Raw genomic sequence first — 14,949 nt, 5'->3', positions numbered from 1 at the left:
ATGCTCCCTGTTCAACTACCTGCCGGCTGGCAGCGCATTTGAAAACCTTGAAAAAAGAAGGGCCCGGTCATCCCGGGCCGCTGTCGGTCGCTCATTCCCGCGCTCGGTCAACTGCGTAACACGAACGAAGGAAACATCTCACGCAGCGCGGCCCACAGTTCAGGCTGCAAGCGGTGTGCCGAGACGCTGGAAAGATGCGGATCGAGCATCCGCGCGGTACGTACCAGCTGCACGGCAAACCGTGTGACGCCCCGTTCGCTCAAGCGCCGGGCGAGGGTCAACAGGCGCTCGGGGTCGAACAGGTGCCAGTGCACGGTGGTGCGGCATTCATAATCCACACCGCTGGCCAGCAGATGGTCGAGGCTGCGCCAGTTCGCGGCGCCGCTGCCTTCGACCCGGGTCACGTCCAGGGCATCTTCGGGCAAGGCCTTGATGTCGAACCCCACCCAATCGGCTTGCCCGACCACTTTGGCGAAGGCCGCCGGCTTGATGCCGGCGCTGTGCAGGCCGATGCGAAAGCCCATCTGCCGCACTTCCTCCATGGCCGGCGCCAGGCCGTCCTGCAAGGTCGGCTCGCCACCGCTGAACACCACGGCGTCGAGCAGATCCTGACGGCGTTGCAGGAACGCCAGCACCCGGCACCAATCCACCTCCTCGCTGCCGCGCGGCGGGATCAGTTGCGGGTTATGGCAGTAACGACAACGCCAGGCACAGCCCTGGCAAAACAGGACGCACGCCAGTTGGCCCGGATAATCGAGGGTGGTCAGGGGCACCATGCCCCCGACCCGTAGCACTCGACTCATGGACGTCCGGCCGCGCGTTCGGTGAAGTGCACCCGCTCGCGGTGCTCGGATTGCTTGCCCGGGTTGAAGGCCGCCACCGGGCGGTGATAACCCATCACTCGGGTCCAGACTTCGCAACGTTGGCGCTGTGCCTGCGGAAGAGATTGTGATGCGCTCATGGATGAAGCTCCTTGCGGTCGATGGATCGGGTCAGTGAACGCTGCCCTGGCGCTGTTGTTGCAGCAGCAAGGCCTCGTCGCATTTGGGGCAAAACTCGTGTTCGCCGGCCAGGTAGCCGTGCACCGGGCAGATGGAAAAGGTCGGCGTGATGGTCAGGTACGGCAGGCGGAAGCGCCCCAGGGCCTTGCGCACCAATTGCTTGCAGGCCTGCGTGGAGGAAATCTGCTCGGCCATGTACAGGTGCAACACGGTGCCGCCGGTGTATTTGCATTGCAGTTCGTCCTGCAGCTCCAGGGCTTCGAACGGATCCTCGGTGAAGCCCACCGGCAGTTGCGATGAGTTGGTGTAGTACGGTGCGAGCGGGCTGCCGGCCTGCAGGATATCCGGGTAGCGCTTGAGGTCTTCCTTGGCGAAACGGTAAGTGGTTCCTTCGGCGGGCGTGGCTTCCAGGTTGTAGAGGTGGCCGGTTTCTTCCTGGAAACGCAGCAGCGTGGCCCGTACGTGATCCAGCAGCTTCAGGGCGAATTCCCGGCCTTGTTCGGTGTGCAGGCCTTGCTGGTCATCGGTGAAATTGCGCAGCATTTCGTGCAGGCCATTCACACCGATGGTGGAGAAGTGATTGCGCAACGTGCCCAGGTAACGCTTGGTGTAGGGGTACAAACCGGCATCCATGTGATGCTGGATAACCTTGCGCTTGACCTCCAGGCTCTCTTTCGCCAATTCCATCAGGGCATCGATGCGTTGCAGCAATGCGCTGGTATTGCCTTTGTACAGGTAGCCCAGACGGGCACAGTTGATCGTCACCACGCCCAGGGAACCGGTCTGTTCCGCCGAGCCGAACAGGCCGCCGCCGCGCTTGAGCAGCTCGCGCACGTCCAGTTGCAAGCGGCAGCACATCGAGCGCACCTGGTTGGGTTGCATGTCCGAGTTGAGGAAGTTCTGGAAATACGGCAGGCCGTAGCGGGCGGTCATTTCGAACAGGCGGTCGGCGTTCTCGCTGTCCCAGGGGAAGTCATGGGTGATGTTGTAGGTCGGGATCGGGAAAGTGAACACCCGGCCTTTCGCATCGCCGGCCTGCATCACTTCGATGTAGGCGCGGTTGATCAGCTCCATTTCCGCTTGCAAGTCACCGTAGGCGAACGGCATTTCTTCGCCGCCAATCACCGGGATCTGTTCGCGCAGGTCCTGTGGGCAGACCCAGTCGAACGTGAGGTTGGTGAACGGGGTTTGCGTGCCCCAGCGCGACGGCACGTTGAGGTTGTAGATGAACTCCTGCAGCGATTGACGGACCTCGTCGTAGCTGAGTTGGTCCTTGCGCACATAGGGCGCCAGGTAGGTGTCGAATGAGCTGAACGCCTGGGCGCCGGCCCATTCGTTTTGCAGGGTGCCGAGGAAATTCACCATCTGCCCCAGGGCACTGCTCAGATGCTTGGGCGGCCCGGCCTCGACCCGCCCTGGCACGCCGTTGAGGCCTTCGTGCAACAGGGTGCGCAAGGACCAGCCGGCACAGTAGCCGGCGAGCATGTCCAGGTCGTGGATATGCAGGTCAGCCTCGCGATGCGCCTCACCGATGGCTTGGCTATAAACTTCGTCGAGCCAGTAGTTGGCGGTGACCTTGCCCGATACGTTGAGGATCAGCCCGCCGAGGGAATAGCCCTGGTTGGCGTTGGCCTGAACGCGCCAGTCTTCGCGATCCAGGTATTCGTTCATCGACGTGGCGACTTCCACCAACGTACGGCGATCCCGACGCAGGCGTCCGTGTTGCTCGCGATAGACGATGTAGGCCCGCATGGAGAGAAAGTAACCGGCGTCCATCAGCACTCGCTCGACCCGGTCCTGGATCTGCTCGACGTTCAACCGCGCCTGCCCTTCCAACCGCGCCAACACCGCCTTGAGCAACCCCTCGGCTTCGGCTTCGGCGTACTCGCCCGTGGCCTTGCCCGCAGCGATCAGCGCCTGGCGGATCTTGTCCGCGTCAAAGGCAACCACACTGCCATCGCGCTTATGCAAGCGGTTACATCCTACTGTGATCAACGTGCTCTGCATTTTGGCTCCAGACACTACATATAGGCTTTTTTAATTCTATAGACACAACATGCAGTGGAGAGTACGGCCAAAAGCCTGGGTTGCAATTGATCGATGTCAAGAATCGAGGGTGGGTCCGCAGAAAGTGCTGCCGCCCCTGCTGCCGCCATCGCGAGCAGGCTCGCTCCCACAGGGGATTTTCGGGGTACTCAGAAATTGCAGTCGCCTGAAAACCAATGTGGGAGCGAGCCTGCTCGCGATGGCGGCGGTACATTCACAGTTGCGGCGAGGCTCAGCCCCCACTCATGTTCATGAACCGCACGATCTGCACTTCCCCACCCGGATTGAAGTCATGGCGCAGTGGCTTGCCGCGCAGCGCCTGCTGCACCGCCTGGATCACCGGTTGGTCTTCCAGCGGATAACGCCGCAGCAAGCCGCGCAGGTCGAGGGAATCCTCTTGTCCCAGGCACAACAGCAAGCGCCCTTCGACAGTCATGCGGACACGGTTGCAACTGGCACAGAAGTTATGGGTGTTGGGTGAAATGAACCCGATCCGAGTATCCGGATGACGCTCCAGGCGCACATAGCGCGCCGGTCCGCCACTGCTCTCGGCGCTATCGAGCAGGCGATGATGCCGGGCAATCTCGGCCCGGACCTCATCGCTGGAACAGAACGACTCGCCCCGGGAACGCCCGACCTCTCCCAAGGGCATTTCCTCGATGAAGCTGATGTCGATGCGTTGATCGATGGCGTACTGCACCAGCGCCGGGACTTCATCGAAGTTGCGCCCTTTCATCACCACGCAGTTGAGTTTGATCCGTTCGAACCCGGCCACCTTCGCCGCTTCAATGCCAGCCAGCACCTGGTCCAGGTTGCCGTTGCGGGTGATCGCCCGAAAGCGTTCACCGTCCAGGCTGTCGAGGCTGATGTTCATGCGCTTGACCCCAGCCTCGACCAGCGGCTGGGCCAATCGCCCCAGCTGCGAGCCGTTGCTGGTCATCACCAGTTCCCGCAGGCCGGGCAATGCCGCAATGTCGCGACACAGCCCGACGATGCCTGGACGGATCAGCGGCTCGCCACCGGTCAGGCGGATTTTCTTCACCCCCAGGCCGACGAACAGCCGCGCCAGGCGCTGCAACTCCTCCAGGGTCAACACTTGCTGACGCGGCAGGAAGGTCATGTTTTTCGCCATGCAATACACACAACGAAAATCACAACGATCGGTCACCGACATCCGCAAATAATCGATCTGGCGCCCAAAACCGTCCTGCAACACCGCGTTCATGAAGATCTCCCGATTGAGCCAGTGCTCACTGCACCAGCGGCGAGTCGGCACCCTGAAGGTGAATGCCGCGAATATCCGCCGCACCGATCAGGGTTTGCAGATACTGCACCAGCGCCTTTTGCCAAACGCCCTGCTGCAACTGGGTACGAATCGCCGTCGCCACCGCCTCATAGGGCAACGGCTGGCCATCGATGCGCTGGTCGATGCTGATCACGTGCCAGCCGTAGCGACTTTCCAGCGGTTTGCTGGCCAGGCCCGCCGGCAGGGTGAACAACTGCCGCTCCAGCTCAGGCACGGTCTGGCCCTTGCTGATCTGCCCCAGCGAGCCACCCTGCTCCTTGGACGGACAGGCCGAATACTTCAGCGCCAGCTCGGCGAAACTGCCGGGGAACTGGTCCAGTCGTTCCAGCAGCAGCTCGGCCTGTACATGAGCCAGGCTGCGCGCCTCGGCATCGTCCGGGGCACATTCGAGCAGGATGTGCCGCACCGCCAGCAGCGGTGCGTTGTGAAAACGCGCCCGGTTGCTTTCGTAATAACGCAGGCAGGTGGCCTCGTCGCACTGCGGCACCTGCACCTCACGTTCGAGCAACAACCGCGTGGCTGCCTCTTCTTCGTTTTCACCGGCACCGACCTGCAACGCCAGGCCCAGTTCGGCGATACGTTGCTGGAGCAATTCGCGAATCACCAGGGCCCGAGCGGCCTGGTAGACCGCATCCTCGCGACTGTCAGCCGGGTGATATTGCAGCTCCTGGGCCATCGCCTGCGGGGTGATCGAGACCCCATTGACGCTGATGATCGGCCACTCCTGCTCACTGCTGGCAATCAACTGCGGCGCTTCATCCTCCGCCACCGGCCCAACCTGGGCCGGCTCGAACTGCACCGTCCCCGCCGGTTCGGTATCGACAACCGGCGCGATCACCGCTGCCGCTTTTGCCGAGGAACCGCAACCACCACTACCGCCGCCACCACCGCCACATCCGCATCCACTCGCCATGATCTTCTCCTCAAAACTTCTGCCGAACGATTTGATAACGACGTCCCAGGTACCAGACCGGCGCGCTGACGATATGGACCAGACGGGTGAACGGGAACAACACGAACAGGGTCAGGCCCAGCACCACATGGAGCTTGTAGATCAGGCTCACCGGTGCGATCGAGGTAGCGGCTTCAACCGGACGCAACAGCACAGTGTTCTGGGCCCAGTCGGCCAGCATCACCATCACCGAGCCATCCATATGGGCGGTGGACGCGACGATGGTCATCAGCCCCAGCACCAGTTGCACCAGCAACACCACCAGCACGAGGATGTCCGAAGTGTTGGACGTGGCACGTACCCGTGGGTCAGTCAGGCGACGGTTGAGCAGCATCACCAGGCCGATCAGGCCCAGCACGCCGAAGAAACCGCCGGAGACCATCGCCAGCAACTGCTTGTTCTCGGTGCTCAGCACATGGTGGTAGATCGCCGCCGGAGTCAGCAGGCCGACGAAATGCCCGGCCAGCACGAACAGCACGCCGATGTGGAACAGGTTGCTGGCGACGCGCATGCCGCGCTTGTTGAGCATCTGGCTCGAACCTGCCTTCCAGGTGTACTGGGACAGGTCGAACCGCGCCCAGCTACCGATCAGGCAAATCGCCAGGGCGATATAGGGGTAGACCCCGAACAACAACAGATCCCATTTAGACATTGCCCACCTCCCCGGCTGGCGCTGCGGCCAGCCCTTCATGCTGAAAATCCACCCAGTGCAGCGGTACCGCACTTTCGTCCCGCGCCTTGCCCGGCGCGCTTGGCATCGAGCTGCAACGGTCTTGCTGCTCGGCCTTCATGAAATCCACTGCCTCTTCTTCCCAGACCCTGTCCAGGGCTTCGAGGGAGTCGTCCCGTGGCTCGGCCTTGACCTGCTCACGCAGTTCGGCGACCGCGCCCTGGGGTTCGGCCCCGGAGATCTGCAACAAGGCCCGGAAGCAACTGGCGTAGGCGCTTTCACGCTCTTCCAGGCGCGCCGCGAGCAAGGCCAGCAGGTGCGCTACATCGGCCAGGCCCTCGCGGGCCTCGATGTCTTCGCGGGTGGAGAGATACTCCAGGTACAGCGGGATGTAGTCCGGCAGCTCCTTGACGCCGATGGCGAAACCGGCTTCCTCGTACTGGGCCATCATGTCGACCATGGCCTGGCCGCGGTCGCGGGACTCGCCGTGCACGTGTTCGAACAACAGCAGCGAGAGCGAACGGCCGCGGCCGAACAGCGCACCGTAGTGCTCCTGGCCGTCCATCAGGTCCTTGCCGCAGATCACCTCCAGCAATTCGAACAACCCGGCGCGCTGGTTGGGGCTGATTTCCCGTGCCTGAAGAATCGCTTGTTCCAGCTCATCCCGACCGGCCACCAGGGTCTCGGTCGGGTAATCGAGCAGCAACGAAATCACCTTGAGAATGCGCATGCTCATTCCTCCCACAACTGCACGGTTTTGATCACGTCGCGGCGGTTGGCCTTCTTGCCACCGAACATGTTGGTGTCGGAGCTGCCGCTGCAACCGCTGCCAAAGCTGAAACCGCAGCCGGAGCGCTCGGCGAACGCGTCGCTCATGGCGTCTTCGCGGTGAGCGCTTGGCACGACGAAACGGTCTTCGTAGTTGGCGATGGCCAGGTAGCGGTACATCTCTTCCACCTGGTTCACGCTCAAGCCAACGTCGGCCAGCACTTGCAGGTCCTGCACGCCGTCGACCTGCTCGGAACGCTTGTAGGCACGCATCGCCAGCAGACGCTTGAGGGCATGCTTGACCGGTTTCTCATCACCGGCGGTAAGCATGTTCGCCAGGTAACGCAGCGGAATGCGCAGGCTGTCGACATCCGGGATCACCCCGTTCATGCCCACGGTGCCAGCCGCGGCGGCGTTCTGGATCGGCGACAGTGGCGGCACGTACCAGACCATTGGCAAGGTGCGGTATTCCGGGTGCAGCGGCAGTGCGAGTTTCCAGTCAACGGCCATTTTGTAGACCGGCGAGCGTTGCGCCGAATCGATCACCGACTGCGGTACACCATCGGCCAGGGCCTGGCGAATCACCGCCGGGTCGTTCGGATCGAGGAAGATCTCCAGTTGTTTTTCGTACAAGTCCTGCTCATTGGCAGTGCTGGCCACTTCGCTGATGCGATCGGCGTCATACAGCAGCACGCCGAGGTAACGGATGCGGCCAACGCAGGTTTCAGCGCAGACGGTCGGCATACCCGCTTCGATGCGCGGGTAGCAGAAGATGCATTTTTCCGACTTGCCGCTCTTCCAGTTGAAGTAGATCTTCTTGTACGGGCAGCCGCTGATGCACATGCGCCAGCCGCGGCATTTCTCCTGGTCGATCAGGACAATACCGTCCTCCTCGCGCTTGTAGATCGCACCGCTTGGGCACGAGGCCGCGCACGCCGGGTTCAGGCAGTGCTCGCACAGGCGCGGCAGGTACATCATGAAGGTGTTTTCGTACTCGCCGTAGATGTCCGCCTGGATCTTGTCGAAGTTCTTGTCCTTGCGCCGCTTGGCGAATTCGGTGCCGAGGATTTCCTCCCAGTTCGGGCCCCACTCGATCTTCTCCATGCGTTTGCCGGACACCACCGAACGCGGCCGTGCAACGGGCTGGTGCTCGCCCAGCGGTGCGGTATGCAGGTGCTGGTAGTCGAAGTCGAACGGTTCGTAGTAGTCGTCCAGGCTCGGCAGGTCCGGGTTGGCGAAGATGTTCGCCAGCACGCGGAACTTGCCGCCGATGCGCGGGTTGATCGAACCGTCCGCGTTACGGACCCAGCCGCCCTTCCACTTGTCCTGGTTTTCCCACTCCTTGGGATAGCCGATGCCGGGCTTGGATTCGACGTTGTTGAACCAGGCGTATTCCATGCCTTCGCGACTGGTCCAGACGTTCTTGCAGGTAATCGAGCAAGTGTGGCAGCCGATGCATTTGTCCAGGTTCAGGACCATGCCGATTTGTGAGCGAATCTTCATCTCAGTTCTCCTCGATATCAGTCGGCAGTGGACGCGGCAGATCATCGCCACTGGAACCGTCGAGCCAATCGACCTTGGCCATCTTGCGTACCACGACGAATTCGTCGCGGTTGCAACCGACCGTGCCGTAATAGTTGAAGCCGTACGCCTGTTGGGCGTAGCCGCCAATCATGTGAGTGGGCTTGAGCACCACGCGGGTCACCGAGTTGTGGTGGCCGCCACGGGTCTTGGTGGTTTCCGAACCCGGCACGTTCACGATCCGTTCCTGGGCGTGGTACATCATCACCATGCCTTCCTTGACCCGCTGGCTGACCACCGCACGGGCGGTCAGCGCGCCGTTGGCGTTGAAGCATTCGATCCAGTCGTTGTCCTCGATGCCGGCGCGCTTGGCGTCGATTTCCGAGAGCCAGACAATCGGGCCGCCACGGCTGAGGGTGAGCATCAGCAGGTTGTCGGTGTAGGTACTGTGGATGCCCCACTTCTGGTGCGGAGTGATCCAGTTCAGGACGATCTCGGTCTGGCCATTGCTGCGCTTGCCTTTCACGCCAGCGATGGTGCGGGTGTTGACTGGCGGCCGATAACTCATCAGCTGCTCGCCGAACGCCTGCATCCACGGGTGATCCTGGTAGAACTGCTGGCGACCGGTGATGGTCCGCCATGGGATCGATTCATGGACGTTGGTGTAGCCGGCGTTGTAGCTCACGTGGTCGTCTTCCAGGCCGGACCAGGTCGGGCTGGAAATGATCTTGCGTGGCTGGGCCTGGATGTCACGGAAGCGAATCGCCTCGTGCTCCTTGGACACCGCCAGGTGGCTGTGGTCGATACCGGTGAATTCCGACAGCGCCGCCCAGGCTTTCACCGCGACGTGGCCGTTGGTTTCCGGGGCCAGGGACAGGATGACTTCGGCAGCGTCGATGGCGCTGTCGATTTTTGGCCGCCCTTGGCTGATGCCCGCCTCGACTTCCTTGTGGTTCAGTTCGCCGAGGAATTTCACTTCGGCCTCGGTGTTCCAGTTGATGCCCTTGCCGCCGTTGCCGAGTTTTTCCAGCATCGGGCCCAGGGAAGTGAACTGCTTGTAGATGTTCGGGTAGTCGCGCTCGACCACTTGCAGGTTCGGTGCGTTCTTGCCCGGTACCGGCGCCACACCGGCGCTTTTCCAGTCAGTGCCGCCAAACGGCTGGGCCAGTTCGCCGACGCTGTCGTGCATCAACGGCACGGTAACCAAGTCTTTTTCCACGCCCAGGTGGCCGACCGACATGGCGGAAAACGCCTTGGCGATGCCCTTGTAGATTTCCCAGTCCGAACGCGATTCCCAGGCCGGATCGATAGCCGCCGACAGAGGGTGAATGAACGGGTGCATGTCCGAGGTGTTCATGTCGTCTTTTTCGTACCAGGTGGCGGTCGGCAAGACGATGTCGGAATACACGCAGGTCGAGGACATGCGGAAGTCCAGGGTGGTCACCAGGTCGAGCTTGCCAATGGCGCCCTCATCGACCCATTCGGCTTCGGTAGGCTTGCAGTCGCCGACCTGGCCGATGTCTTCGTTCATCACGCCGTTCTTGGTGCCCAGCAGGTACTTGAGCATGTACTCGTGGCCCTTGCCCGAGGAGCCCAGCAGGTTGGAACGCCAGATGAACATGTTGCGCGGGAAGTTCACCGGGCTGTCCGGTTGCTCGCAGGCAAAGCGCAGGGAACCGTCCTGCAGCGACTTGACCACATAGTCCTTGGGCGCAAGGCCCGCGGCGGCGGCATCACGGCAGATGTGCAGCGGGTTGGTGTTGAGCTGCGGTGCGCTCGGCAACCAGCCGGCCCGTTCGGCGCGGATGTTGTAGTCCAGGGCGTGCTCAGGGAACTGCGACTTGTCGGCCAGGGGCGAGAGCACATCGTGCATGCTCATCTTCTCGTGGCGCCATTGCGAACTGTGGCCATAGAAGAAGCTGGTGCCGTTCATCTGCCGCGACGGACGGTTCCAGTCCAGGCCGAAGGCCAGGGGCAGCCAGCCGCATTGCGGACGGAGTTTTTCCTGGCCGACATAGTGGGCCCAGCCGCCGCCGGTCTGGCCGACGCAACCGCAGAGCATGAGCATGTTGATCAGCCCGCGGTAGTTCATGTCCATGTGGTACCAGTGGTTCATCGCCGCACCGACGATGATCATCGAGCGTCCACGGGTCTTGTCGGCGTTGTCGGCGAACTCACGGGCGATCTGGATCGCCTTCTCGCGGCTCACGCCGGTGATCTGCTCCTGCCAGGCCGGGGTGCCGGGCACCGAGGCGTCGTTATAGTCCTTGGCAACGTTGGCGCCGCCCAGGCCACGGTCGATGGCCAGGTTGGCCGCCGACAGGTCGAATACGGTGGCGACTTTCGCCACGCTGCCATCGGCCAGCACCACGCTGTGCACCGGCACCCGACGGAACTGCACCGCTTCACCGGCCACATGCTGGAAGTGCTCCTGGGCTTCACCGGCGAAGTATGGGAACGCCACCTCGGCGACGTCGCCGCCGATCAGGCTCAGCTTGAGGTCGATCTCACGCCCTTCGCCGCCTTCACGGGGCAGGATGTTCCACTTGCCCTTCTCACCCCAGCGATAGCCGATGGAGCCTTGGGGCGAAACCAGTTCGCCGGCGGCATCCAGGGCGATGGTTTTCCATTCCGGGTTGTTTTCCTGGCCGAGGTTGTCGGTCAGGTCGCTGGCCCGCAGGAAACGGTCCGGCTGGTAACCGGCGCCCGGCGCTGCGCCGAGCATCGGCTTGAGCATCACCAGCACCGGCAGGTCGGTGTAGCGCTTGGCGTATTCGGTGAAATAGGCGCTCGGCTTGTCCAGGTGGAATTCTTTGAAGATCACATGGTTGAAGGCCTGGGCCAGGGCGGCGTCGGTGCCCTGCTTGGGGTTGAGCCACAGGTCGGTGAGCTTGGCGACTTCCGAATAGTCCGGGGTGATCGCCACGGTCTTGGTGCCCTTGTAGCGCACCTCGGTGAAGAAGTGGGCGTCAGGGGTACGGGTTTGCGGAACGTTCGAGCCCCAGGCAATGATGTAGTTGGAGTTGTACCAGTCGGCCGATTCCGGCACGTCGGTCTGCTCACCCCAGACCATCGGCGAGGCCGGCGGCAAGTCGCAGTACCAGTCATAGAAGCTCAGGCACACGCCACCGATCAGCGACAGGTAACGCGAGCCGGCGGCATAGCTGACCATCGACATGGCCGGGATCGGCGAGAAGCCCACCACCCGGTCCGGACCGTGCTCCTTGATGGTATAGACGTTGGCCGCAGCGATGATCTCGTTGACTTCTTCCCAGTTGGAACGGATGAAACCGCCCATGCCACGCTTGCTCTTGTACGAGTCGGCCTTGGCTTTGTTCTCGACGATGCTGGCCCAGGCCTCAACAGGCGCCAGGGTCTGCCGGGCTTCACGCCACAGCTTGAGCAATGGCTTGCGGATCTTCGGGTACTTGAGCCGGTTGGCACTGTAGATGTACCAGCTGTAGCTGGCGCCGCGAGGGCAGCCACGTGGCTCGTGGTTGGGCAGGTCGTTACGGGTGCGCGGGTAGTCGGTCTGCTGGGTTTCCCAGGTGATCAGGCCGTTCTTGACGTAGATCTTCCACGAGCACGAACCGGTGCAGTTCACCCCATGGGTGGAACGCACGATCTTGTCGTACTGCCAGCGGGAGCGGTAGACGTTCTCCCAGTCCCGGGACTCCTTGCGGGTCTCGCCGTGACCATCGGAAAACTCGCCTTGCTTGCGGTTGAAAAACCGCAGTTGATCCAATAAATGACTCACAGTGTGTTCCTCTCAGGCTTGCTCCGCGGGGTCTGCGCCCCGCCCACGCAGGTTTAGGTTCGGCTTAGCAAGGTGTTGCGGCGCCCTTGCGGGCATACCACCACCAAGTCACCACGATGCAGCTCAGGTAGAAGCCGACGAACATGTAGAAGGCCATCTCCGGGCCGCCCGTCAGGGCCATCGAAGAGCCGAATGATTTAGGAATGAAGAACGCACCGAAGGCACCCATGGCCGAGCTGAAACCCAGCACCGCGGCCGACTCCTTGCCGGCGTTCTTGATCGCTTGCTCGCGCACCTCGGGCTTTTTCCCCAGGGCGGCTTTTTCATGCAGGGTGCGGAAGATCACCGGGATCATGCGGAAGGTCGAACCGTTGCCCACGCCCGTGGTGATGAACAGCAACATGAACATGCCCAGGAAGCCGTAGAAATTGCCGCCCTGGCCGCCTTGAGGCAGGAAGTGCAGGACCCCGAACACCATCGCGATCATCAGGACGAAGTTCCACAAAGTGACTTTCGCGCCGCCGAGCTTGTCCGCCAGCCAACCGCCCAACGGCCGTACCAGCGCACCCACCAGTGGCCCGAGGAAGGCGAATTTCAAGGCAATGACGTCCGGGAACGAGGTCTTGATCAGCAGTGGAAAGGCGGCGGAGAAGCCGATGAACGAACCGAAGGTTGCCAGGTACAACCAGCACATCAGCCAGTTGTGCTTGCGCTTGAAGATCACCGCCTGCTCGCTGAACGAAGCACGGGCGCTGGACAAATCGTTCATGCCGAACCACGCGATCAGGGTCACGGCGAGGATGAACGGCACCCAGATGAAACCGGCGTTCTGCAGCCACAGCGAGCTGCCGTCAGCCAACACCTGCGGCTGGCCGCCCATGAAGCCGAACACACCGAAGGAAATCACCAGCGGTACACAGAACTGCATCACCGACACGCCCAGGTTACCCAGCCCGGCGTTCAGGCCCAGGGCCGTACCCTGCTGGGACTTGGGATAGAAGAAGCTGATGTTGGACATGCTCGAGGCGAAGTTGCCGCCACCAAAACCGCAGAGCAGCGCGATCAGCACGAACACGCTGTAGGGCGTGGCCGGATCCTGCACGGCGAAGCCCATCCACAGTGCAGGTGCCAACAGCGACGCGGTGCTCAGGGCAGTCCAGCGCCGGCCGCCGAAAATCGGCACCATGAACGAATAGAAGATGCGCAAGGTCGCACCCGACAGCCCCGGCAATGCCGCCAACCAGAACAACTGGTCGGTGCTGAAGCTGAAGCCGATGGCGTTCAGGCGCACGATCACCGTGCTCCAGACCATCCACACCGCGAAGGCCAACAGCAGCGCCGGGATGGAAATCCACAGGTTGCGCCGGGCGGTCTGTTTGCCGCTGCGGCCCCAGAATGCGGGGTCTTCCGGGCGCCAGTCATGAATGACCGGGCCTTTTTCAGGCGTTTGCAGAACGGACATGTTCTTCTCCTTGGGCAATGCTGGAAAACGGGGATTGGCTGGCCGGCGACTGTTTACCCAGCAGCGGGCGCTTGCGCATTTCGCTGAAGTACATCCAGGTCAGGGAGACCCAGACCACGCCGTACATCAACATGAAGCAGGACGAGCGCACGCCGGTGAGGTCCACCAGGGCGCCGAACATGATCGGCAGCACGAACCCACCCAGGCCGCCGGCCAGGCCGACGATGCCGGACACTGCGCCCATGTTTTTCGGGTAGTCGTTGGCGATGTACTTGAACACCGAGGCCTTGCCGAACGCGAAGGCGATACCCATCACGAACAGCAGTACGGTGAACACCGTGGCGTTGAGGCCGATGTGAAAATCGACGATGCCGTTGACGGTCATCACTTGCAGTTGAGTCTGGGGATAGGACAGCAGGAACAGGCAGATCCAGCTGACCCACAACACCCACCAGGTCACGCTCTGGGCGCCCCAGCGGTCGGACATCCAGCCACCGACGGCTCGCAGCACACCACCGGGCAGGGAGAAACATGCCGCCAGCAACGCTGCGCTTTGCAGGCTGAAGCCGTATTCCTGCACGTAGTATTTGGTCATCCACAGGGCCAGGGCCACGTAGCCGCCGAACACGATCGAGTAGTACTGGCAGTAGCGCCACACAGCCGGCTCTTTCAGGGTTTTCAATTGCTCGCGCAACGTGGCGCCACCGGTGCCGCTGTGTTCCTTTTTCTCGCTGGTGAGGAACCAGAACAACAGCGCGGTGATGAACAGGATCGCGCTGAACACTTTTGGCACCAGGTGCCAGGAGCCGAAGGCGATCAACGCCGGGGCGAGGAACTTGGTCACCGCCGCCCCCGCATTGCCGGCACCGAAGACGCCCATGGCAAACCCCTGGTTCTGCTTGTCGAACCACTTGGCGACGTAGGCGATACCCACCGAGAACGAACCACCGGCCAGGCCGACGAACAGGCCCAGCACCAGGAACTGCCAGAAGGCCGTGGCGAGGGTAATCAGGTACAGCGGCAACACGCAGGCCAGCATCAGCAGGAAGAACACGATCCGTCCGCCAAAGCGGTCGGTCAAAATCCCCAGGGGTAGACGCACCAGCGAACCGGTCAGTACCGGCGTGGCGGCCAGCAGGCCAAACTGGGTTTCATTGAGGGCCAGCAGCTCCTTGATCGGAACGCCTAGCACAGCAAACATCATCCAGACCATGAAGCACACGGTGAAGGCCAGGGTACTCATCCCTAGTACCAGCCCTTGTTGCACTTGCGCTCGCATCACGATGCACTCCGTCAGTTCGATGAGCGCAGCCTAGTGATACGAACCCCGCAAAAACTTGACTTGGGTCAACGTGCCCCGGGGCGGTACAGGCCTATGCTTACCCCATCTACCTCCAAGGAGGTAGATCCCGATATTGATACAACCCTTTATTTATCAATATCTTGAACAAGTCTGCCGAGGCTTT

Annotated in this window: 11 protein-coding genes; all 11 read right to left on the bottom strand. The window is 62.0% G+C overall.

Going from position 1 to position 14,949, the window contains the following annotated elements; translation table 11 throughout:
- Positions 1 to 107: 107 nt before the first annotated feature.
- On the bottom strand, positions 108 to 803 hold the full coding sequence (locus AC30D9_RS19695) for an anaerobic ribonucleoside-triphosphate reductase activating protein (protein ID WP_232199924.1): 696 nt from the start codon (positions 801 to 803) through the stop codon (positions 108 to 110).
- Positions 800 to 961: an anaerobic ribonucleoside-triphosphate reductase gene (nrdD, locus tag AC30D9_RS19690; RefSeq protein WP_109756121.1), complete on the bottom strand. Its 162-nt coding sequence runs from the start codon at positions 959 to 961 to the stop codon at positions 800 to 802. The genes AC30D9_RS19695 and nrdD overlap by 4 nt, the downstream gene beginning before the upstream one ends.
- 31 nt (positions 962 to 992) lie before the next feature.
- The gene (locus AC30D9_RS19685; protein ID WP_109756122.1) at positions 993 to 3,008 is read right to left on the bottom strand and encodes a ribonucleoside triphosphate reductase; all 2,016 of its coding nucleotides are present in this window, start codon (positions 3,006 to 3,008) and stop codon (positions 993 to 995) included.
- 271 nt (positions 3,009 to 3,279) lie between these two features.
- Complete coding sequence (moaA, locus tag AC30D9_RS19680) at positions 3,280 to 4,272, bottom strand: GTP 3',8-cyclase MoaA (protein ID WP_163853860.1); 993 nt, start codon at positions 4,270 to 4,272, stop codon at positions 3,280 to 3,282.
- A gap of 25 nt (positions 4,273 to 4,297) precedes the next feature.
- The gene (locus AC30D9_RS19675) at positions 4,298 to 5,266 is read right to left on the bottom strand and encodes a peptidylprolyl isomerase (protein ID WP_249016419.1); all 969 of its coding nucleotides are present in this window, start codon (positions 5,264 to 5,266) and stop codon (positions 4,298 to 4,300) included.
- Between the two features lie 10 nt (positions 5,267 to 5,276).
- Positions 5,277 to 5,957 (bottom strand): respiratory nitrate reductase subunit gamma, encoded by a 681-nt coding sequence (gene narI / locus AC30D9_RS19670; RefSeq protein ID WP_490144655.1) that lies wholly within the window; start codon positions 5,955 to 5,957, stop codon positions 5,277 to 5,279.
- Positions 5,950 to 6,705 (bottom strand): nitrate reductase molybdenum cofactor assembly chaperone, encoded by a 756-nt coding sequence (gene narJ / locus AC30D9_RS19665; RefSeq protein WP_109756126.1) that lies wholly within the window; start codon positions 6,703 to 6,705, stop codon positions 5,950 to 5,952. The genes narI and narJ overlap by 8 nt, the downstream gene beginning before the upstream one ends.
- Positions 6,706 to 6,707: 2 nt before the next feature.
- Positions 6,708 to 8,246 (bottom strand): nitrate reductase subunit beta, encoded by a 1,539-nt coding sequence (gene narH, locus AC30D9_RS19660; RefSeq protein ID WP_490144654.1) that lies wholly within the window; start codon positions 8,244 to 8,246, stop codon positions 6,708 to 6,710.
- A gap of 1 nt (position 8,247) precedes the next feature.
- Entirely contained in the window at positions 8,248 to 12,021 is a 3,774-nt protein-coding gene (locus AC30D9_RS19655) for a nitrate reductase subunit alpha (protein WP_490144653.1), read from the bottom strand.
- A 64-nt stretch (positions 12,022 to 12,085) separates the two neighbouring features.
- Positions 12,086 to 13,483 carry a NarK family nitrate/nitrite MFS transporter gene (locus tag AC30D9_RS19650; RefSeq protein ID WP_490144652.1) on the bottom strand — a complete coding sequence of 466 codons (1,398 nt, stop codon included), beginning with the start codon at positions 13,481 to 13,483 and terminating at the stop codon, positions 12,086 to 12,088.
- Positions 13,461 to 14,762 (bottom strand): MFS transporter, encoded by a 1,302-nt coding sequence (locus AC30D9_RS19645; protein ID WP_490144702.1) that lies wholly within the window; start codon positions 14,760 to 14,762, stop codon positions 13,461 to 13,463. The genes AC30D9_RS19650 and AC30D9_RS19645 overlap by 23 nt, the downstream gene beginning before the upstream one ends.
- Positions 14,763 to 14,949: the final 187 nt, after the last annotated feature.

Source organism: Pseudomonas sp. DF11 (assembly GCF_058148565.1).
The sequence above is the reverse complement of the archived record's forward strand: the minus strand, read 5'-3'. Positions and strand labels throughout refer to the sequence as shown.